The sequence below is a fragment of the Flavobacterium phragmitis genome (genome assembly GCF_900112575.1).
Classification (GTDB): Bacteria; Bacteroidota; Bacteroidia; order Flavobacteriales; family Flavobacteriaceae; genus Flavobacterium; species Flavobacterium phragmitis.
Map to the genome: position 1 here is coordinate 95383 of NZ_FOMH01000016.1, position 22651 is coordinate 118033.

The following is a 22651-nucleotide window of genomic DNA, read 5'->3' on the forward strand; positions in this document are numbered from 1 at the left end:
CTTCAATTTAATTTTATTAGCAATGTCAAACAAAGGAATTTTTTGTAACCTGATACTACTCGTTTTTACCTTACAAGTCATTGCTCAAAAAAAAGTGGAGAACAATAATTTGTCCATAGGAAATCCAATTCTGCCGGGATATTATGCCGATCCCACCATTAAAAAATTTGGAGACATCTATTATATCTATGCCACGACCGATAATGAAATGCTGGCCTCTGGAGCTCCAACGGTTTGGTATAGTAAGGACTTAAAAAACTGGTACAATTATACTATGGAAATTCCGTCTTTTACAGCCAAACCCATTACTAATTTTTGGGCGCCGGATATTGTGGTCGGAAATGATGGTAAGTATTATTTGTATTTCGGAAACTGTGAAATAGGCTGTAACATTTATGGTTATGTTTCAGATACACCAATTGGGCCTTGGAAGAAATTAAATGAAAATGATGAACCTGTTATTTCTAATGGATATCCAAGAGAAGGTTTTCCATCTTTAGATGCACAATTTTTTAGAGATACCGATGGTAAAATATACAGTTATTGGGGAACCTGGGTACATTATAATGGCGGATATGCCGTTGGAGAATTGAATACTGCTACAATGAAGAATATGATGAATTCTAAAAACATTCCATTAAGCCAGACACCAGAGCCTTTCGAAGCAGCCTATATGATGAAAAAGGGGAACAAATATATTTTAATGTATTCCGGAGCTTCTTGCCATGATGAAACTTATAATGTACGTTACTCTTACTCAGATTCTCCTTACGGGCCTTTTAAAGAAGGACTTAATAATCCGATCTTGAGTACGAACGAAGATAAAACGACTCATGGGCCGGGACATCATTCGGTCTTAGAAGATGGAAAAGATTATTACATTGTCTATCATAAACATGATTATCCAATGACACGCGGCGGTTTGGCAAGACAAGTCTGCATCGATAAAATGATTTTCGAAAATGATTCTACCATCAAAAAAGTAATTCCGACTTCAAATGGTATTAGAGAAATTGTGAAATCAAATGTACCCGAAAATATAGCTTTAAATGCTCGCGCTACCGCATCATCTTATTATCATTTACAATCGTTAGAACACGATTACGAATATAAGCCTGATTTTGCCACAGATGATAATAATGCGACTATGTGGAAAGCGGGAAGTAATGCTCTTCCGCAGGATTTAATTATAGATTTAGGAAGTGTAAAACCAATAAAAAGGGTTATGACCCAATTTGAGTTTGCCAGTTATTATTATCAATACACTTTAGAATATTCGACAGATGGAAAAAATTGGCAGTTCTATGTCGATAAATCAAAAAATCGCACTTCGGGAAGTCCAATGATTGATGATAAAAATGTTGCAGCACGTTTCTTAAAACTAAAAGTTTTAGGTACAGAAAAAACGGGGCTTTATGCGGCAGTTTGGAACATAAAAGTGTACAGCGAATTATTTGAACTTCCTTTGCCATTAGAAAATAAAATATCAAACATAGAACCAGCAGTTGTAAGTTCACGTAAAATGTTGATCGATATTGATACAGCTAATGAAAAATATGGTAGTTCATTTAAAAGTCTGCCTAATAAAGGTTCTTTAGGAGGTGTGTTTACAAAAACTGGAAATGTAAAGATTTCTTGGGATAAAGAGGATAAAATTAAAGCGCTTGATTTTGTAAATGGCGCTTTGATATTGGATAAACCGGTTCCTAAAACTTTGGCTTGGAATGGTTCATATTCTGTGGCAGTTTGGGTAAAAAATCCGGAAGTAGCCAAAGAAGGAGAGTTTCTTGCTTCATGGTGTGATCGTTCCGAATATAATTTAGCCAATTCGTTTAATGCATTGGCTTACAATAGCGGACATTATGGTGCGGCGTCGCATCTGGACGGTCATTTTGATATGAAATACAACAAAGTTCCAGAACAAAATAAATGGCATCATATTGTTTTGACTTTTGATGGAGTGGTAGAGAAAATTTATGTAGACGGAGTACTTGATAACTCTCAGAATATGATGTTGTCATCGGCTATAAAAAAGGCTAAAATTATAATTGGCGCTTCAGATATTGGAGAGAATTACTCCGGTTTTATGGCCTCTTTTAAAATGTATGATTATGGTTTGACTAAAGAGGAGATCCTAAATCTAATGAAACAAACTACTCCTAAAGCAACAAAAGGCCCTTCAAATAAATAGTTAAAAAATACCACTCAGAATGAAAAATGGATTACTGATTTTATGCGGTTTGTTACTATCCGCATACCAAGCTTCTTCTCAAACTTATGAGGTTAAATCTCCTGATGGACGTATTCAGATAAAAGTGAACAATTCAAATAAAATTTTCTGGTCGGCATCATTAAATGGAAATTTGATTATTGAGAATGCAGAAGCAGGAATGGATTTTTCATCTAAAACCAATTTTGGATTAAATCCGAAGGTTAAAAAACAAACCATTAAAAGTGTATCTCAAAATATACATGCCATAGTGCCAATTAAAGAGTCTGAAATAAAAGATGAGTACACAGAACTTTCGATTACTTATCAGGGAAATTATAAACTTAATTTCCGCGCTTATAATGACGGAGTAGCTTATCAGTTTATAGATGAAGCTAAGGAAAAACGAAATGTAGTTTCAGAGAAAGTTTCATTATCATTTCCTGAAGGTTCACGTTCCCTATTTCCGCAGGAAGAATCGATGTATTCTCATAATGAACGTTTGTATTTGGATAAATCTTTAAAGGATATTGCTTCTAAAGATTTTTGTAGTCTTCCTGTTTTGTTTACTACTCCGAAAGCTAAAGTTTTGTTTACAGAAACGGCGCTTCATGATTATCCGGGATTATTTTTGAAAGGTAACGGAAACACCACTTTAAATGCCATATTTCCTAAGTACGTTTTAGAAGCAGTAGATAAGGATGGAAAGTCAGATCGTGTACAAACCATTACGAAAGAAGCTGATTATATTGCAAAAACAAGTGGAAACAGATCTTTTCCTTGGCGTGTATTTATTATCAGCGATGATGACCGTGTTTTGGTATCAAGCAACTTGTCTTACCAGCTTGCAGCACCAAATGCACTTAAAAATACCGATTGGATTAAACCGGGAAAAGTAGCTTGGGATTGGTATAACGATAATAATATCTACGGGGTTGATTTCAAAGCGGGTTTAAATACTGAAACATATAAATATTTTATAGATTTCGCAGCAGCAAATAAAGTAGAATATGTAATTCTGGACGAAGGCTGGACAAAATCGACTACCAACATTCTTGATTTTAATCCCGCAATGGATGTTAAAGAATTAATTCGATATGGAAAAGAAAAAGGAGTCGGGATCATTCTTTGGGTACTTTGGAAACCATTAGACCAAAATTTATTGCAAATTCTAGAAACTTATAAAAGCTGGGGAGCAAAAGGAATTAAAATTGATTATATGCAGCGTAACGACCAATATATGGTCAATTCGTATGAGCAGATCGCGAGAGAATGTGCCAAACTGGAATTGTTAGTTGATTTTCATGGCGCATTTAAGCCCGCAGGTTTACACCGAATGTATCCAAATGTACTGAATTACGAAGGAGTAAGAGGGAATGAAAACAACAAATGGAGCACAGACATTACACCAGAACATACTGTCACAATTCCGTTTATCAGAATGGCAGCGGGGCCAATGGATTTTACCCCGGGTTCGATGATTAACAAACAGCCTAAAAACTTTGCTATTAGTTTTAATAATCCAATGACAATGGGAACTCGTGCACATCAGGTGGCGATGTATGTGGTTTATGAAGCGCCTTTGCAGATGATGTGTGAATCTCCGTCAACGTATTATAAAGAACAAGAGACAGTTGATTTTATTACTCAAATTCCAACAGTTTGGGATAAGACAGTTGTACTTCATGGTTCTGTTGGGAATTATATTGTGGTGGCAAGAAAAAAAGGAGATAAATGGTTTATCGGAGGAATGACGGATGCAAATGCCAGAATATTGCCAATAGATCTTTCTTTTCTGGGAGAAGGAAATTTTTCGATGGAAGTTTTTTCAGATGGAATCAATGCTGAAACATTCGCTCAAGATTATAAAAAAGAAATTATGGCGGTTGATAAGAATATCAAGGTAACAGCTAAAATGGCTTCTGGAGGAGGCTGGTCTGCAATTATTACAAAAAAGTAATGACTTTAACTTTATGTAAGGTAAAAAGCTTTTTTCCGCCACGACTAGAGCGATAGCGACTGGCGAAGCAATTCACGAGTAAACACAAATCACTGCGTTTAAAAAAGTAAAAATTCGTGTAAATTGGTTTAATTTGTGGCAGATCTTTGTGGCAATGATTTATTTTTTCCGTCACGAATTACACCAATTTGCACAAGTTATTGAGTTAAAAAAAAGTCAATTCATGGAAATTCGTGCAATTCGTGGCAAAATTTTTAGCTATAAGAACTTAATACTTTCAATTCTATCTAATCTTTTTAATTTTTTTTTGATCTTAAGATTTAAGTTCAAAGTATCAGCATCTTAGTGCCTTTGCGTGCAAAATTTCTTGTTGCTGAACAAAAGCTTTATGTTTTAATTTCGCAAAGTCGCAGAGACGCAAAGAATTTTAGAGCAAAACCTTTTTTTAATTATTCTGCCCATTCCTTCTAAGCATTTTCAAGTTAGATACTCTTTGTTAAAGTTCCAATTAAATATCTGGAAAAAAAAACTACATCTTCTAAACGAAACGAAAGATGTAGTCTGTAATGAGTAATGAAATGACATTATTTTATAATAATCTTTTTAGTTTGTTTGAAATTCTGTAATTGAATAGTGAAAGAATAAATTCCTTTTGACAAATATCAAAAAGTGAGAAGATGGATTGGAGAAATTGGCTTCAGAAAGATTATCGTTTATTGTAGCTTTCCAGTCCCACCAATTTTTTATCTACACTGGCAGGGCTTCATTGATTTTTAGGTAATCGGCCAAGAAAAACAATTTTACAAATTTAATAGTTTCGAAGTGCTTCAATATCGGCAGCTGTTTTAGCAAGAGGCTTTCCTAATAACTGATAAGAATCTTTGGTAATCAAAAAATCTTCTTCTATACGAATACCTCCAAAATTTCTGTACATCTGAACTTTGTCATAATTGATGAATTCACTGTATTTTTTTTCTGCCTGCCATTGGTCTATTAATTCTGGAATGAAATAAATTCCAGGTTCTACGGTTAGAACAAATCCTTCTTCAAGTTCTTTTGCCAGACGAAGTGATTTTAATCCAAAATCGGTGCTCTTTTTTATAGTTTCAGTGTAACCAACGTATTCTTCGCCTATATTTTCCATGTCATGCACATCCATTCCCATCATATGGCCCAAACCGCATTGAAAGAATAGGGTATGAGCACCTGCAGCTAAAGCTTCATCCAAGTCGCCTTTTACTAAACCAAGAGATTTCAACCCGGTTAAAATCTCTTTACAGGCCGTAAGATGTGAATCTTTAAAAAAAGTTCCAGGTTTAAGAGTAGCTATAGCGGCTTCTTCAGCTTTTAAAACAATATTGTAAATTTCTTTTTGCTGTGTTGTAAAAGTTTTTGAAACCGGAAAAGTTCTGGTCATATCTCCGGCATAACGCATGTTGTTTTCGGCTCCACAGTCGCATAAAACCAATTGTCCCTCCTTTAAGACATTACTGCCGGCATGATTGTGTAGGTATTGTCCGTTGACTGTTAGTATTGTTGGAAAAGCAAGATGACCGCCAAGACTGATTGCCGTGCCTTCAACTTGTCCTGCAATTTCATATTCGGTCATTCCAGATCTTGCGCTTTGTATTGCTTTTAAATGCATGGCAGCGGTTATATCTACTGCTTTTTCAATCTCAACTAATTCTTCATTCGTTTTATAAGAACGTTGTGCAATTATTGCTTTAGATAATGGAATGGATGATTTTTTAGCTATTTCATTAGGATGAATATCGAGCCATGAACTTAATTTTAAAGTAATAGCGGCACGATAAGGAGGCAGAAAATGAATAGCACGTTGCTGTTGCACAGCATTTTTGAGGACAGCCTCTATAAATGAGAAAGGCTGTACGGTCGTAATTCCTGATTTTTCTGCATCAATATTTAATGAATCTTGTGGACCAACCCAAACAGTTTGTTCGATTGTCAGGTTATCGCCGAATAGAATTTCCAGATCAGCATCAATATCGATTATTAAAAATAAAGAAGGCCTATCTATTCCAGCATAATATAAAAAACTGCTGTCTTGTCTAAAATGATAAATATTATCTCTGTAGTTCATTCCAACTTCTTCATTTCCAGGAAGAATAATCAGACCTGAACCCACTGCTTTTTTTAAAACTTGTCTTCTGTTTATATAAGTTTCTTTGCTAAACATATTTTTTTGAACTTGGTATTTAAAATGATATTATCTGCCTCCGCCTGGACAGTGTTCTTTTAAGTATTGTGTGAATAATTTCGATAAATGTTCTGTAGTACCTTCGCCTTCATTGATGCTGTGCGTACGATTAGGATAACTCATCATTTGGAATTGTTTGCCATTTTTTACTAATTCGTTGACCAGCATTTCGGCTCCCTGATAATGCACATTATCATCGCCAGTTCCGTGAATCAGTAATAGATTCCCTTGAAGTTTATTGGCATAAGTAATTGGAGAGCCTTTTATAAAAGGTTCTTTGTTTTCCTGAGGTAATCCCATATAACGTTCCTGATAAATATTATCATACAACAATTGGTTGGGGACAGCAGCAATAGCAATTCCTGTTTTATAAATTTCAGGATATTGAAATAAAAGATTCAGCGTAGTAGAACCGCCGCCACTCCATCCCCAGACTGCGATTCGGTCTTGGTCTACAAAAGGCCATTTTAGGATTTCTTTAGCCGCCATTGCCTGATCTCGGGTGTTTAGAATTCCTATGTTTTGATAGATTGATTTGCGCCATTCAGTACCTTTTGGAACAGGAGTTCCTCTTCCGTCTAAACTAATCTGAATGTATCCATCAGCAGCAATATCGCCATCATATAAAAAAGTACTGGCATAACCAGCGGCATCTTTTACTGTTGCGCCTGCAGGTTCTGTATAAACATAAAATAAAACAGGATATTTTTTAGCAGGATCAAACGGGGTTGGTTTGATCATCCAGCCGTCAAGCGTAATATTATCTGCTGTTGTAATCTGAATCATTTCCACATTACCGCTTACAGTCATATTACGATCGGTTTCTTTAATGGTCTTTTGAGTAGAAAGATTGACCCATTCTGATATTTTTTGGTTTTTATGATTGGAGAAGCGATGTTCTGCATATTTGGCATCAGGAGACAAACGATAATTATGCGTTCCAATTTCGTTGACAGGAGATACTTTTATCAGTTTACCTTTTCCGTTTAACGCTGTTTTGTATAAATATTGCTGTGTTGCATTATCCGGAGAAGCTAAAAAGTACACTAAACCATTTTTTTCGTCAACGGCTTTAATATCGATAACATCATATTTTCCATTGGTAACCAAAGTTTCTGTTTTACCGTTTTTACTGATTCGGTATAAATGTTTCCAACCATCTTTTTCCGATAACAACAGAAATTCTTTTCCGTTGTTAATCCATTTAAATCCTTCATTTTCAGTTGGTAATATATCGATCCATGAAGTGTTTTTTTCAGAATAAATCGGACTTGCTTCGCCATTTTTAGGATCACATAAAAAGAGTTTGGCTTCATTTTGTTTGCGGTTTAATTGTTCAACCAATATCGAAGAACCATCAGGAATCCATTGCATTAACGGAATATAATGTTGTTTGGAATCGCCTGGAACTTTCATCCATGTTGTTTGTTGTGAAGTTATATTCACAACTCCAACTTTGCATGCCGAAGGATCTTGTCCTACTTTTGGATATTCAACCGGAATCGTATAAGAGTATATCGAATCGGTATTATTTATCATTAAGAAGTTTTTGATTTTGGTAGCATCAATCTGCCAAAAAGCAATACTTTTTCCGTCAGGACTCCAGCGGAAACCGTCTCTGCAATTGAACTCTTCTTCATAAGCCCAGTCAAAAGTTCCATTAATCAATCGATCCGTTCCATCAGTTGTTAAGGCCGTTTCTTTTCCGGAATTCAGCTCTTCAACAAATAAATTATGCTTGCTTACATACGCAATTGAATTGTTGTCTGGAGATAGTTTCGCAAACATCAAAGACGAAGCGGGTCTGTTTTTTCCAATCTGTCGCAATTCATTTGTTTCTTTATTAAAAAGCCAGTAATCGCCACGCGTTTCCAGTCTCCACACTTTTTTTGAATTGGTATAAATCAAAACTAATTTTTCATTTTTACTGAATTCAAAATCTTTAACTTCTAAAGCTTTTGCGCTTCCTTTTGGTGTAAGCTGTTTGGCATCAACAATTACATTTCTGGTAAAATTTGGTAATTCGTACTGTATTATTTCTCCTTTTTCTGTGGTATAATAACTGCTGTTATTATTTGCCCATTTTGGTTTTTGAGCATTTGCAGTCAGAAAAAAAAGTGATAGGATAAAACAGAAAAAAAGAGAGATTGTTTTCTTCATCGTATTTTGATTAATGATTGATTTTTTATTTTATATTGGTTTCCAAAACAGGGTTTATATAATACATTTTGGTAATAGAAGCTACGTCAAATAAAGACTTTTGATCTTTTATTAAGGCAATACTCTGCCATTGATCTGATGGTATTATTTTGATTTTATCCGTATCATTTTTTAAGGTTAGCGGTAAATTAAAACCGCTTACACAATTGCTGTAACGATAGAAAACTTTGGATTTATCTTCATTAAAATAAAATTCAAAGTTTGGAATCTGTATTGTGGTAAGATATTGCTCGTAAACTTTACTGTAATCAAAATTAAGCTTTTTCGAAATATAATTTTCAATCTGTTTCGAATCTACAGTTTGATGATAAAATTCTTTTCCCAATCCGCGAATAACTTCTCGAAACAAGGCATCGTTATCCAATCCATGACGAATGGCGTGGAGCATATTTCCTGCTTTTGGATACATATCGCCGCTTCCTTGTGCGTTTACATTATAATCGGGAATAATGGGACGATCGTTTCGTATTCCTTTTCGAGTTCCGGCATTGTATTCATCTCCTGCTTGTTTTCCAAAAATGTAATCAACAAAAAGAGTTTCGCTGTAGTTGGTAAATCCTTCATGCACCCACATATCGGCCAGATCATTTGTAGTGATGTTGTTTCCAAACCATTCGTGTCCACTTTCATGAATAATAATAAAATCCCATTTCATTCCCCAGCCCGTTCCTGAACCATCGTTGCCACGATAGCCAGGTTTATAATGATTACCATAAGAAACGGCACTTTGATGTTCCATTCCGGTATGTGAGGTTTCAATTAACTGATAACCATCTTCATAAAACGGATATGGTCCCATCCAGTATTCAAATGCATTCAACATATTATGCACTTCTTTTGGCATGTATTTTTGAGCTTTTTCGAGATTATAATCCAAAACCCAATAATTCAGGTCTAAATTGCCTTTTTCTCCTTTATAAGTTTCTTTAAAATTGACATATTTTCCAATGTATGGAATGATGCAATAATTACTAATCGGATTTACGACAGCCCATTTATAAGAGGTTGTTCCATCATTGTTTTTTTTCTTAAACTCTAATCTTCCGTTGGCAATTGCGTTTAAAGAATCAGGAACAGTCATCGTTAAACTTGCACCATTATTCGGTTCGTCACTTTGATGATCTTTGCACGGATACCATACAGACGCACCAAGTCCTTGGCAGGCAACTGTCATCCAGGGACGGCCTAATGAATCTTTTGTCCAGATCCATCCACCATCCCAAGGAGCTCTTATGGCTTCATGCACTTTTCCGCTAAAGAAAATAGCCACTTTGCTGGTGGATTTAATTTTAGATTTAGGCGTTTTAATATACCAGACCCCGTTTTCCTTGGCAAAACTTAATTTCTTTCCAGATTGAATAACACTATCAATAACCAAAGGATTCTGCAAATCAATCTGCATTTTGGTATTGCTCTTTTCTTTAAGTGTTTTATAAGTTATGGTATTGCTTCCTAATATTATTTTACTATCATAATCAGGTTTTACAGTGATATCATAACGTTGTACGTCCCACCACTGTCTTTCGAGAGTTAAACTGCCTCTTAAGGTGTCTGCCAGTGTATAGGGTTTTGTTTTTTGGGCAAAAGAAATGAAATTAAAACACAAAAAAACAAGTGTGAAATAGTTCCTAATCATGGCATTTTAAGTTTGAAAGGGTTAAAAAAATGAGCTTTATCCAAAATCTTTTTTCGTTAGGAAAAAGAGTGCTGGTTTTCAAAATTATGCAGATTTAGGATATTGAAGCTAGACTTTTATTATCCTTATATAATAGAATATTACTTAAAATGGAGTAAGATAGGTTACGTTTTGATAAGTGAACTTTTAAATTCAAAAGGCGTTTTCTTTTTAATTTCTTTAAATTTTCTATTGAAATTTGAAATGTTATTAAAACCGCTTAATTCGGAAATTTCAATAATCGATAATTCCTTGTTTTTGATAAGTAGTTTCGCGGCATGTTCAATTCGGATTTCAATCAAAAATTGGAAGAAAGTCTTTTTGGTTCGGGTTTTGAAATATTTGCAGAAAGCATTTTTGGTCATGTTGGCAATTTGTGCTATTTCGTCTAAAGTGATATTTTTTTGATAATGCGTCATGACAAAATCAAAAACCATCTGCATTCTTTTTCCTTCAGCATCTGTAAAGGGTTTATTGAAAACATAATTAGAAAGGTGTTTTTTGTCTGATTGGCTAAAGGCTTTTAGCATAGACATTAAAAGGATAAAACGATCGTATTTGTCGGCTTCTTTAAACTTTTTAAACTTCCTTATAATAGATGGTTTGGCATCTCTAATTTGTATTCCGTTTTTAATAGCTGTAAAAAAAGGTTCTACAGCATTTAATTCCGGTAAATTAAAAAAATCTTTTCCGAATCCATTTTCGGTAAAAAAGACCGTAAGCATGATAGACATTCCTTTGCTTTCAGAAATGTCGCTTTTAAAAACATGTGGTAAATTGCTTCCTAATATGATGATGTCGCCTTTTTGATATTCTGTAATCATATCTCCGACTAAAATTTTGCCTTCTCCTTTCTTTATATAACTAATTTGGATTTCTTCATGCTGATGGTATTTATCATAAAAAATAGTCTCGCAGTCTTCTTGATAAATAAACGCCTCTTCGCTTGACTTTGGGATTTTAAAAGGAAAAACTTTCATTACTTGGTTATTTTTTATATTTTACGGAAAGATATGAAAATTAGTAAAAGATGAATTAAAATTAATCTAGTTTTTGTTAAAATCTTACAAATGAGATAATATTGTATAGGTTTTTGATAATAATCCTAGGTAAATTTTTTTACCCCCTTGATACCTTTGAAATAAATAAAAACAAATAAATTATGAATATTCAATGGAAAGGGGTAATGCCAGCTGTTACCACAAATTTTACAGCTGAAGACACTTTAGATTTTAAAATGTTTGAGAAAAACCTTAATTATCAATTAGATGCAGGAGTAGAAGGTGTTATCCTTGGAGGGACTTTAGGAGAAGCCAGTACACTTTTGGAAGAAGAAAAACAAGATCTTGTTCTTGAAACAGTTCGTATAGTTGATGGAAAGGTTCCTGTGATAATGAATATTGCAGAACAAACAACACGTGGTGCTATTGAAGCAGCAAATAAAGCCGAAGCAAATGGAGCGAGAGGTTTAATGATGCTTCCTCCAATGCGTTACAAAGCTACTGATTATGAAACTGTTGAATATTTTACACAAGTAGCAAAAAACACTTCTTTACCAATTATGATTTACAACAATCCAGTTGATTATAAGATTGAGGTAACTTTAGACATGTTTGAAGAACTCTTAAAGCTGGATAATATTCAGGCTGTTAAAGAATCTACAAGAGACATTTCTAATGTAACCCGAATCATTAATCGATTTGGAAGCAGATTGAAAATCCTTACTGGAGTTGATACTTTAGGTTTAGAAAGTTTATTGATGGGTGCTGACGGATGGGTTGGAGGTCTTGTTGACGCATTTCCGGAAGAAACTGTTGCAATTTATAAATTGTCTAAAGCGGGCAGAATTGAAGAAGCTTTAACTATTTACCGTTGGTTTTTGCCTTTATTGGAATTGGATATCAACGCGCAATTGGTTCAAAATATCAAGTTGGCTGAAGTGGGAACAGGATTAGGAACGGAATACGTACGTGCCCCGAGATTACCTCTTATGGGAGCTGAAAGAGAACGCGTTTTAGCTATTATTAATGATTCATTGAAAAATAGACCAACGTTGCCAGATTATAAAAGTCTGTAAGGAAAAAGAAGTTTTAGCAACTTTTTTCAATTTTAACATTACTTAACCATATAATAAAGAATACATGATTACTGGAAAAAATTACATAGGGAGTCAGTTGTCAGCTAACGGCGATAAAACCTTCAAAACGTTTAATCCGCAGGAAAACATAGATAATTCTTGGCAGTTTATAGAAGCAAGCAACGAAGAAATAGAATCGGCAGTAACTCTTGCTCACAAAGCATTTTTGACTTTTCAGAAATCTACTGGTAAAGAGAAGGCCTTATTTCTAAGAACAATTGCGGATGAAATATTGGCTTTAGGTGATAATCTCTTAGACGTTTATTGTCAGGAATCGGGCTTGCCAAGAGGCCGTGCTGAAGGCGAAAGAGGAAGAACTATAGGACAATTAAATGCTTTTGCTGATTTAGTGGAAGAAGGTTCGTGGGTTGAAGCCGCAATTGACACTGCTATTCCAGACAGAGTTCCCTTGCCGAAGGTTGATCTTCGTAAAATGAAGCGTCCTTTAGGTACTGTAGTTGTTTTTGGATCCAGTAATTTCCCATTCGCGTATTCTACTGCCGGCGGCGATACAGCATCTGCATTGGCCGCTGGATGTCCAGTTATCGTAAAAAGCCATCCCATGCATGCTGGTACTGGAGAAATGGTAGCTTCAGCGGTAATTAAAGCGGCTCAAAAAACGAATATGCCGGAAGGTGTTTTTTCTAATTTGAATAGCAGCGGCATTGAAGTTGGTGTTACATTGGTAAAACATCCTTTGGTTAAGGCTGTTGGATTTACAGGAAGTATAAAAGGCGGTCGTTCTTTATATGATTTAGCAGGACAGCGTGAAGAACCAATTCCGGTTTTTGCTGAAATGGGAAGTATAAATCCGGTAGTGCTTTTACCAGAAGCCTTAAAACAAAATTCTGAAAAATGGGCAGTGGCATGTGCGGGTTCTGTAACATTGGGTGCAGGACAGTTTTGCACAAATCCAGGTTTGATGTTAGGAATTAAAAGTGATGCTTTAAAAACGTTTACCAAACAGCTTGCCGCTGAGATTTTAAAGATTTCGCCAAGTTGTATGTTGAATCCGTCGATTTATAAAAATTATCAATCCAATAATGAGCTTTTAAGTTCTCAAAGCGGAATTGAAGTCGTGGCAGAATATGCTAAAACAGATTATCCCAATTATGCTTCACAAAAAATACTGACGGTTTCAGGTAAAATCTTTTTAGAGAATCCTGTTTTGCATAGAGAGGTTTTCGGGCCTTTTTCAATTTTAGTACAATGTGAAGACGAAATTGAATTGGTTAGTATCATTGAAAAACTGGAAGGACAGCTAACAGGTAGTATTTTGGCAGAAGAAAATGAAATTGAAAACTATGAAGAAGTAGTGGATGCTTTGGGTAATCGTGTCGGAAGAATAATTTTTAACGGATTACCGACAGGAGTAGAGGTATGTCCGTCGATGGTGCATGGCGGGCCATATCCTTCCTCATCAGATTCCAGGTTTACAGCAGTTGGAATTGGTTCCATTAAAAGATGGGTCAGACCTTTTAGTTATCAGAATTGGCCGAATAACAAACTTCCTGAGGCACTTCAGAATGAAAATCCGCTTGGAATTGCAAGATTAGTTAATAATGTTCAAACAAGAGATTCAATATAAATATGGCTAGAAAAACTTTTTTTTGTGTAGATGCACACACTTGCGGTAATCCAGTTCGAGTAGTTGCTGGCGGTGGCCCAAATTTAATTGGTGCCAACATGAGCGAGAAAAGACAGCATTTTTTAAGCCAATACGATTGGATTCGTAAAGGATTGATGTTTGAACCTCGCGGACATGATATGATGAGTGGCAGTATTTTATTTCCGCCAACTAATCCGGATAATGATTTTGGTATTTTGTTTATCGAAACTTCAGGCTGTCTTCCAATGTGCGGACATGGAACAATTGGTACGATTACCATTGCCATTGAAGAAGGATTAATCAGTCCGAAAATTCCGGGTAAAATAAATATGGAAGCGCCTGCGGGTTTGGTAAAAATTGAATACAAACAAGTAGGTAAAAAAGTGGAATGGGTTAAATTAACCAACGTAAAATCGTATTTAGCGGCTGAAAATTTAACTGTTGAATGCCCAGAATTAGGTGAATTAACTTTTGATGTTGCTTATGGCGGTAATTATTATGCTATTGTAGATCCGCAGCAAAATTTTTCCGGAATTCAGGATTTTACAGCCAGTAAGATTGTGCAATACAGTCAGGTAGTGCGGGCAAGAATTAATGAAAAATACCCAAATCTATTTATACATCCTGAAAATGATACGATTAGAGATGTAAGTCATATGTTATGGACAGGAACGCCTTTAGATCCAACTTCATCAGGCAGAAATGCTGTTTTTTATGGAGACAAAGCAATAGACCGTTCGCCTTGCGGTACAGGAACATCGGCAAGAATGGCGCAATTACATGCAAAAGGACTGCTTAAAAAAGGAGACGAATTTATACACGAAAGTTATATCGGAAGTAAGTTCGTTGGCAGAATAGAAGAAGAAACTGCAATTGACGATATTAAAGCCATTGTTCCCAGCATACAAGGATGGGCAAAAGTGTATGGTTACAATACCATAATCATTGATGAGGAAGATGATCCTTACGCGCACGGATTTCAGGTTTTGTAATTCAATCGACCTGAATTAACAGTTTTTTTAGTTTTTACAGTATCGTGAATAGGACTTTTAAACCTGCTTTTTGGAGGTTTTTAGTTCTATTGGCAAACTATTTTTATTTCTACAATCCGTTAATTGAAGAAAATAGCTTCATTGAAGGATTAAAATCTAATTTGATCTGCTGAAATCCTTTTCAAATCTGCGTGAAATGATTTTGCGTGTCAGTTTTTCACGCAGATTTACACAGATAAAAGCAGATTTAGACAGATTTATATCTACGCTGATATGATAGAATTGAAGAAATAATTTTGCCCAACGATTTTTCTATAATTAATTAATAGGGAAGTTTCCTTGTATTTGAATAACTATGAAAAAGAATTTACTCATTTTTGCCTTCTTTGTATCATTTCTGAACTGTAACATCTACTCACAGCATAAAGAAATGATACCCTATCAGCCTTCTAAAGCCGAAATTCTGGAACGGTATAAAAAAGCTTTGTTATTGGATAAAGCAGTTAAAAATACCGTTTTCAAAACCAGTATAAAAGCGCAGTGGCAAAGCGACAGAAAATCATTTTGGTATTCTAATGTTTTAAAAGACAGTATTATCGAATATATTTTGGTTGATGCCGAAAACGGAACTAAAAATATTTTATTTGACGAACCTAAACTAAGAAATACCCTAAGTTCGGTTACAGCAATTAAGACTCCTCAAAAAAGTCTGGTTATTGATAGTTTGAATTATGATGCCAAAACAAGTTCTATAGCTTTAAAATATGATAAAAACTACTATCAGGTAAAGCTTTCCGATTATAGTATTCAAAAAATTAACTCGCTGCCTAAAGACAATACAAAATATCCCAGTCTAAATCGGCAATGGCAAAGATGGAATTCTTTTAAAACAGACAGTATTTCTCCCAATAAAAAATGGGTGGCTTTTATAAAAGACTATAATGTATTTATAAAGCCAATCGCAGGAGGAAATGAAATTCAATTCACCAAAGATGGAACAAAAGAAAAATCGTATGGGGCTTTAGCGTGGTCGCCGGACAGCAAATATATTGTTGGTTATCAAATTACTCCCTTTACCGATTTGCCTGTTCATTATGTTTTAACTTCTGTGGCCAATACTACTCGAGGCGAATTGCATTCACAGCCTTATAAACAACCGGGAGATCCTTTCACAACTTATGAAATGTATTTGTTTCATATTGAAAATCAGAAAACAACAAAAGTTAACGCCCCGATAATAGATTTTTTTGATGCTCCTCAATTACATTGGAGAAAAGATAATACTAATTATTTTACGTTTGAAAAAGTAGAACGAGGACATCAGAGATTTAGAATTATTGAAGTAAATGCTCAAACTGGCGAAACTCGTTCGGTAGTAGATGAAAAGACCAATACTTTTATTTATGAATCCCGACTGTTTACGCATTATCTTAAAGAAAGCAATGAAATTGTAATGTCTTCTGAAAAAGGCGGTTGGAGACATTTGTATTTAATTGATGCGATAACAGGTAAAGAAAAAAAGCAAATTACTAAAGGAGAATGGGTTGTTCGAAGCGTTGACAGCATTGACGAAAAGAAAAGAGAAATTTGGTTTTCGGCAAGTGGCATTAATTCCAACGAAGATCCGTATTATATTCATCATTACCGTATAGGATTTGATGGTAAGAAATTAATTAATCTGACTCCTTCAAAAGGAAATCATCTGGTTTCTTTTTCAAAAAATAAGCAATACTACATCGATTCGTATTCAGAACCGAATGTGCCTACGATTATGAAGCTTCATCGTACTTCTGATGGAAAGAAAATAATGGATTTAGAAAAATCGGATGCTACGGCTTATCTCGCTACAGGAATGTCTTTGCCAGAGCCTTTTCATGCAAAAGGGAGGGATGGCGTGACAGATATTTGGGGTATAATATGCCGTCCTGCTGACTTTGATCCTAATAAAAAATATCCTGTAATTGAAAATATTTATGCAGGGCCTCAGGATTCTTTTGTTCCTAAAAATTTTATGGACCGTTATACAACTGAAATGCAGAGCTTGGCGCAGTTAGGATTTATAGTCGTACAAATTGACGGAATGGGAACAGCAAACAGATCAAAAGCTTTTCATGATGTCTGCTGGAAGAATTTAAAAGATGCCGGTTTTGAAGATCGCATTTTATGGATTAAGGCTTTGGCAAAAAAATATCCTTATGTAGATGATTCTAGAGTCGGATTGTACGGAACTTCTGCTGGAGGACAAAATGCTCTGGGAGGTTTATTGTTTCATCCGGACTTTTACAAAGCAGGAGTTGCCGCTTGTGGCTGTCACGACAATCGGGTAGACAAACAATGGTGGAACGAACAATGGATGGGATATCCGGTTGGAGAGCATTACAAAGAACAATCTAATGTGACCAATGCCGGAAAACTCACTGGAAATTTATTATTAGTAATTGGAGAAGCTGATGAAAATGTACCCCCAGAATCTACTTATCGTGTTGCCGATGCCTTAATAAAAGCGGGGAAAACTTTTGAGTTTCTGCCTTTGCCAGGCGTTGGTCACAGTGATGGCGGGCCTTATGGAAGACAGAGAAAACGAGACTTTTTTGTAAAACATTTATTAGGAGTTGATCCTCCAAGCCGAAACAATAATGAATTAAATCAATAATAAACGGAACTTATTTTAATTAAACCAAAAAACCACAAATGCTTAAAATAATAAAAAATAAAACCAGTTTTTTACCGAGATTATTGATTTTGATTGTTGTAAGTCCAGTATCTCTTTTTGGGCAGGATTTTGATTTGTATCTGCAAACCAGCGAAGTCAATAATACAATGGTGCATTATGAAGCCGATAAAGGAAGTATTATGCGGTTTTATGCTACCACTAGTAATGCCGATACTTTTGGAGGGCAATACAATGAAGGTAACTACAATACTCCCGAACGAAGAAACCGCCGTCTACAATTAATTTCAGATTATAAAAAAACACTTGAAGGATTAAATTTCGATGCCATGAACATAAATGGCAAAGTAGATTATATTTTGTTTAGCAGAAATTTAAACAGCGAAGAATACGAACTACTACAGCAGCAAAAATTATATGATAAGATAAAAGTCTATTTTCCTTTTGATGAAAAAATTTATGCTCTGGAAAAACCACGTAGAAGAGGAATCAAAGTAAATGGAGAACTAGTTGCCAAAGAACTGGAAGATTTACGTAAAACAATCAACGAACAAATTAAAAAAGTCGAAAAAATTGATGGTTTAGATAAAGCTTCTTCAGAATTTGCTGTTTTACATGCAAAAGGATTACAGGAAATTTTGAAGAATTATTTTAACTTTTATAATGGTTATGATCCCTTGTTTTCTTGGTGGGTTCCTAAAACTTACAACGAAGTTGATGTTGTGTTAGGAGAATATGCTTTGCTTTTAAAGTCAAAAAGAAAAGATACAAGCACTCAAAAAGAAGATGGAAGTGGTATAGTTGGAAATCCAATTGGCAGAGAAGAATTAATTCGGCAGCTGCAAACGGAATTTATACCGTATTCTCCGGAAGAATTGGTAGCAATTGCAAATAAAGAATTTGCATGGTGTGATGCCGAATTATTAAAAGCCTCTCGTGTAATGGGCTTTGGAGATAATTGGAAAGCCGCTCAGGAAAAAGTTAAAAATTCTTATGTGGCACCGGGAGACCAGCCTCAGGCAATGCTGGATTTATACAATCAATCAGTAGATTTTTTAAAACAAAATAATCTTTTAACCATACCGCCAATTGCAGAAGAAAGCTGGCGTATGTATATGATGTCACCCGAAGCTCAAAAAATAAATCCATTTTTTCTGGGTGGAGAATCTCTTATTATTTCTTACCCAACAAACACAATGTCTTATAGCGAAAAAATGATGAGTATGCGTGGCAATAATCCTCATTTTTCCAGAGCGACCATTCATCATGAACTAATTGCGGGACATCATTTACAGCAATTTATGAAAGAAAGGTACAAAGCGTATCGTCATTTTGATACTCCTTTTTGGGTTGAAGGAAATTCTTTGTACTGGGAAATGCTGTTATGGGATTTAAAATTCCCTCAAACGCCAGAAGACAAAATAGGTATGTTATTTTGGAGAATGCATCGCTGTGCGCGAATTATTTTTTCGTTAAACTATCATTTAGGAAAATGGAGTCCACAACAATGCATTGATTTTTTAGTCGATCATGTAGGGCATGAACGTGCCAATGCAGAAGGGGAAGTTCGCCGATCATTTGTAGGAGGCTATAGTCCGTTATATCAAATCGCTTATATGCTGGGCGGCTTGCAGTTTAATGCCTTAAAAGAAGAATTGGTCACCAGCGGAAAGATGACCTATCAGCAATATCATGATGCAATTTTGAGAGAGAATGCGATGCCAATCGAATTGTTAAGAGCATTATTGACTAATCAATCTTTGCAGAGAGATTTTAAAACCAACTGGAAATTTTACAAATTTTAATTAAGATACAAGCACATTTATGAAACAGGTAGTAGTAATAGGCGGTGGAATTATAGGATTAAGTTCGGCATTTTATTTACAACAGAGTGGCTGTAAGGTTACCGTTATCGATAAAGACCATTTTGAAAACAATTGTTCTTATGGCAATCTAGGATATGTTTGTCCGAGCCATTTTATACCCTTGGCGGCGCCGGGCATTGTTTGGCAGGGATTCAAATGGATGTTTAACTCTAAAAGTCCATTTTATGTAAAGCCTTCTTTTAATAAAGCATTATTGGACTGGGGAATTAATTTTGCTAAAAGTGCTACAGAGCAAAATGTTGCCAAATCGGCTATTCCGCTTCGAGATATATCCTTATTGAGCCAGAATGAATTTTTAGAATGGAAAAAAATCCCAGGTTTTGAGTTTGCCTACGAGCACAAAGGAATGCTGGAAGTTTTTCAGACAGAAGCAGTTGCTAAACATGCAGAACATACTGTTTCTAAAGGAAGAGAATTAGGTTTGGATGTGAATTTATTAGATTATGAATCCTTACAGAAATTAGAACCTCAAACCAAAATTAATGCGATAGGAGCGGTTCAGTTCAATTGTGATGCACATGTTTATCCAAATAAACTGATGAAAGTTTTAAAAGAGCATTTAGTAGCAAATGGGGTTCAGTTTCAATCAGGGGAAACTGTGGTTTCATTTGAAAAAGAGAATAATGTTGTTAAGGAAGTAATTACCGACAAACACTCTTATGAGGCAGATGAAGTTGTAATTGCAACAGGAGCTTGGACGAGAGAAATCGCTGCTTTAGTAAATGCCAAAATATCACTAATGCCGGGAAGAGGTTATTCCATCACATTAGAAAATTCCGATTATAAAGTAAATCATCCCATTATTCTGGCAGAAGGAAGAGTTGCCATAGCACCTATGGACGGCAACAAAATTAGATTTGGAGGTACAATGGAAGTAGTGCCTACAACCGAGAAACCACAATACCATCGTATCAACGGAATTCTAAATGCAGTTAAAGATTTTTTACCAGAATTTGATATTCAAAAACCAACGGAAGAAGATATTTGGTACGGTTACCGACCATGTTCTGCGGATGGGCTACCATATATCGGAAGAATAAAAAAATACAACAATGTTGTGGTTGCCACAGGACATTCCATGATGGGATTAAGCCTTGGCCCAGGTACGGGAAAATTGGTTTCAGAAATAGTGAATAGAGAAGCTACAAGTATCGATATTAATGCTTTTGAAGTAGAAAGGTTTGGATAAATGCAAATTCCAAAACAGATTTTCATTCAACAACAAAAAAAACAAAACAACAAGGAAATATGGAATCAACAACAGAAAAAAATAATTTCAAAAGATCATTAGGATTATTAGATGCTACCATGATCGTTGCGGGTTCTATGATTGGATCAGGAATCTTCATTGTTAGTGCAGACATAGTTCGGAATGTAGGATCGGCAGGTGCTTTATTGCTGATTTGGTTATTTACAGGATTTCTAACTATAGCGGCAGCGTTAAGTTATGGAGAATTGAGCAGTATGTTTCCGAAGGCTGGAGGACAATATGTGTATTTAAAAGAAGCATTCAATTCGCTTACCGGTTTTTTGTATGGCTGGAGCTTTTTTGCTGTCATACAAACGGGATCAATTGCAGCGGTTGGTGTGGCTTTTAGCAAATTTGCCGCTTATGTTTTTCCTTCCTTAAGCGAAAAAAATAGTATCATAGATTTTAGTTTCTTACAAATATCGGCAGCACAATTGACTTCTATAATTTTAGTTGTCTTTCTTACTTATGTGAATACACGAGGCGTAAAAGAAGGAAAAATAATTCAGACTATTTTTACGCTGGTAAAACTAATTGCACTGTTCGGACTTATCATTTTTGGTTTTACTCTTGCAGCAAAAGCCGATACTTGGAAAGCAAACTGGAGCACAGGTTTTTCGATTAATAAATTAGAAGGAAATACGTTGGTTCCTTACTCAGGATTTGCGGTTATGGGAGCTTTAGCGGCAAGTCTCGTTGGCAGTTTGTTCAGCAGTGATTCTTGGAATAATGTCACTTTTATTGCAGGCGAAATAAAAAATCCTTCTAAAAATATCGGAAGAAGTCTTTTCTTGGGAACTTTGATTGTAACCGTAATTTATATTGCTACCAATATGATGTATTTATCGGTTCTTTCGATAAATGAAATTGCCTATGCCGAAAATGATCGTGTGGGGGTTGTAGCATCGCAGCATATTTTTGGAAATTCGGGAACTTATATCATTGCCATATTATTGATGATTTCGACTTTTGGATGTAATAACGGCTTGATACTTTCGGGAGCTCGTGTGTATCATACGATGGCCAAAGATGGATTGTTTTTTAAGCAATTAGGGCAATTAAATAAAAACGGAGTACCGGAAAAAGCATTGTGGATTCAATGTATTTGGGCATCGGCACTTTGTTTAAGTGGTAAATACAATGAACTTTTGGAGTATGTAATATTCGTAGTTTTGATATTTTACATTTTGACCATCGCCGGAATTTTTAGACTTCGTAAAACAAAACCAGATTTAGAACGTCCGTACAAAGCAATTGGTTATCCGGTATTGCCTTTTATTTATATTATCGCAGCTTTGACAATTTGTAGTATGCTCTTGATTTACAAGTACAATTCCTCGATACCGGGATTGGCAATTGTGCTTTTAGGGATTCCTATCTACTACTATTTTGTGAGTAAAGACAAAGTTTAGAACTTGAGGATGTCTTTTTTGACCACGTATTCACGAATTGTTTTTGAAAAACGTTATGTGCAAAAAAATAAAAATTACTCTAATCTAATTAATATGGATATTTAAAAATAATTTAGAAAAATAGTAATTCTTTTTAATCCTCCAATCTGTGGCAAAAAAACAAAAACTTATAAAATATAAGTAATCATATGAAATATTCATTATTATAAAAAATTGCAGCGTGGTTTTACAGATGCTGAATTTCAAGAATCATGTGAAAAGATAGCGGTATGTTCGTTAAAGAATGTTTTCGAATATATTTACGCCAGAAAACAAATCGATTATAATAATTATTTAAAATATACAGGAATAGAATTAAAAGAGGATTTAGATTCAGTTTTAAATAATCGGAAATTTTCCTTTCAGATTTTGCA

General features: G+C 35.1%; 13 protein-coding genes. 9 read left to right on the plus strand and 4 right to left on the minus strand.

Going from position 1 to position 22651, the window contains the following annotated elements; translation table 11 throughout:
- The first annotated feature begins 22 nt into the window (after positions 1-22).
- Both BM289_RS23105 and BM289_RS23110 read left to right on the plus strand, forming a co-directional pair.
- Positions 23-2191 (plus strand): family 43 glycosylhydrolase, encoded by a 2169-nt coding sequence (locus BM289_RS23105; protein ID WP_091498246.1) that lies wholly within the window; start codon positions 23-25, stop codon positions 2189-2191.
- 19 nt (positions 2192-2210) lie between these two features.
- Positions 2211-4169 carry a glycoside hydrolase family 97 protein gene (locus BM289_RS23110; protein ID WP_091498247.1) on the plus strand — a complete coding sequence of 653 codons (1959 nt, stop codon included), beginning with the start codon at positions 2211-2213 and terminating at the stop codon, positions 4167-4169.
- A gap of 808 nt (positions 4170-4977) precedes the next feature.
- Here the strand turns inward: BM289_RS23110 and BM289_RS23115 are convergent.
- The 4 genes from BM289_RS23115 to BM289_RS23130 form a co-directional block, all read right to left on the minus strand.
- Positions 4978-6366 (minus strand): aminopeptidase P family protein, encoded by a 1389-nt coding sequence (locus BM289_RS23115; protein ID WP_091498248.1) that lies wholly within the window; start codon positions 6364-6366, stop codon positions 4978-4980.
- 30 nt (positions 6367-6396) lie between these two features.
- Positions 6397-8547 (minus strand): S9 family peptidase, encoded by a 2151-nt coding sequence (locus BM289_RS23120; RefSeq protein ID WP_091498257.1) that lies wholly within the window; start codon positions 8545-8547, stop codon positions 6397-6399.
- Positions 8548-8572: 25 nt separating this feature from the next.
- Positions 8573-10243 (minus strand): M1 family metallopeptidase, encoded by a 1671-nt coding sequence (locus BM289_RS23125; RefSeq protein WP_091498262.1) that lies wholly within the window; start codon positions 10241-10243, stop codon positions 8573-8575.
- Between the two features lie 164 nt (positions 10244-10407).
- Positions 10408-11262 (minus strand): AraC family transcriptional regulator, encoded by an 855-nt coding sequence (locus tag BM289_RS23130; RefSeq protein ID WP_091498266.1) that lies wholly within the window; start codon positions 11260-11262, stop codon positions 10408-10410.
- A 182-nt stretch (positions 11263-11444) separates the two neighbouring features.
- Here BM289_RS23130 and BM289_RS23135 point away from each other — a divergent pair, with 182 nt between their 5' ends.
- From BM289_RS23135 to BM289_RS23165, 7 genes are all read left to right on the plus strand, one after another.
- The gene (locus tag BM289_RS23135) at positions 11445-12359 is read left to right on the plus strand and encodes a dihydrodipicolinate synthase family protein (RefSeq protein ID WP_091498269.1); all 915 of its coding nucleotides are present in this window, start codon (positions 11445-11447) and stop codon (positions 12357-12359) included.
- A 64-nt stretch (positions 12360-12423) separates the two neighbouring features.
- Positions 12424-14007, plus strand: coding sequence for an aldehyde dehydrogenase (NADP(+)) (locus BM289_RS23140; RefSeq protein WP_091498271.1), 1584 nt, complete (start codon positions 12424-12426; stop codon positions 14005-14007).
- Between the two features lie 2 nt (positions 14008-14009).
- Positions 14010-15020, plus strand: coding sequence for a 4-hydroxyproline epimerase (locus tag BM289_RS23145; RefSeq protein ID WP_091498274.1), 1011 nt, complete (start codon positions 14010-14012; stop codon positions 15018-15020).
- Between the two features lie 355 nt (positions 15021-15375).
- Positions 15376-17673 (plus strand): S9 family peptidase, encoded by a 2298-nt coding sequence (locus BM289_RS23150; RefSeq protein WP_091498277.1) that lies wholly within the window; start codon positions 15376-15378, stop codon positions 17671-17673.
- Between the two features lie 38 nt (positions 17674-17711).
- Entirely contained in the window at positions 17712-19496 is a 1785-nt protein-coding gene (locus BM289_RS23155; protein ID WP_091498280.1) for a DUF885 family protein, read from the plus strand.
- Between the two features lie 19 nt (positions 19497-19515).
- Positions 19516-20766 carry an NAD(P)/FAD-dependent oxidoreductase gene (locus tag BM289_RS23160; protein ID WP_091498287.1) on the plus strand — a complete coding sequence of 417 codons (1251 nt, stop codon included), beginning with the start codon at positions 19516-19518 and terminating at the stop codon, positions 20764-20766.
- A gap of 59 nt (positions 20767-20825) precedes the next feature.
- Positions 20826-22238, plus strand: coding sequence for an APC family permease (locus BM289_RS23165; RefSeq protein ID WP_091498290.1), 1413 nt, complete (start codon positions 20826-20828; stop codon positions 22236-22238).
- Positions 22239-22651: the final 413 nt, after the last annotated feature.

Excerpts from the sequence above, each read along its gene's own strand:
- BM289_RS23115 (WP_091498248.1), bottom strand. The coding sequence starts at position 6,366 with ATGTTTAGCAAAGAAACTTATATAAACAGAAGACAAGTTTTAAAAAAA.
- BM289_RS23105 (WP_091498246.1), top strand. The coding sequence starts at position 23 with ATGTCAAACAAAGGAATTTTTTGTAACCTGATACTACTCGTTTTTACC.
- BM289_RS23145 (WP_091498274.1), top strand. The coding sequence starts at position 14,010 with ATGGCTAGAAAAACTTTTTTTTGTGTAGATGCACACACTTGCGGTAAT.
- BM289_RS23140 (WP_091498271.1), top strand. The coding sequence starts at position 12,424 with ATGATTACTGGAAAAAATTACATAGGGAGTCAGTTGTCAGCTAACGGC.
- BM289_RS23120 (WP_091498257.1), bottom strand. The coding sequence starts at position 8,547 with ATGAAGAAAACAATCTCTCTTTTTTTCTGTTTTATCCTATCACTTTTT.
- BM289_RS23135 (WP_091498269.1), top strand. The coding sequence starts at position 11,445 with ATGAATATTCAATGGAAAGGGGTAATGCCAGCTGTTACCACAAATTTT.
- BM289_RS23160 (WP_091498287.1), top strand. The coding sequence starts at position 19,516 with ATGAAACAGGTAGTAGTAATAGGCGGTGGAATTATAGGATTAAGTTCG.
- BM289_RS23165 (WP_091498290.1), top strand. The coding sequence starts at position 20,826 with ATGGAATCAACAACAGAAAAAAATAATTTCAAAAGATCATTAGGATTA.
- BM289_RS23110 (WP_091498247.1), top strand. The coding sequence starts at position 2,211 with ATGAAAAATGGATTACTGATTTTATGCGGTTTGTTACTATCCGCATAC.
- BM289_RS23155 (WP_091498280.1), top strand. The coding sequence starts at position 17,712 with ATGCTTAAAATAATAAAAAATAAAACCAGTTTTTTACCGAGATTATTG.
- BM289_RS23150 (WP_091498277.1), top strand. The coding sequence starts at position 15,376 with ATGAAAAAGAATTTACTCATTTTTGCCTTCTTTGTATCATTTCTGAAC.
- BM289_RS23125 (WP_091498262.1), bottom strand. The coding sequence starts at position 10,243 with ATGATTAGGAACTATTTCACACTTGTTTTTTTGTGTTTTAATTTCATT.
- BM289_RS23130 (WP_091498266.1), bottom strand. The coding sequence starts at position 11,262 with ATGAAAGTTTTTCCTTTTAAAATCCCAAAGTCAAGCGAAGAGGCGTTT.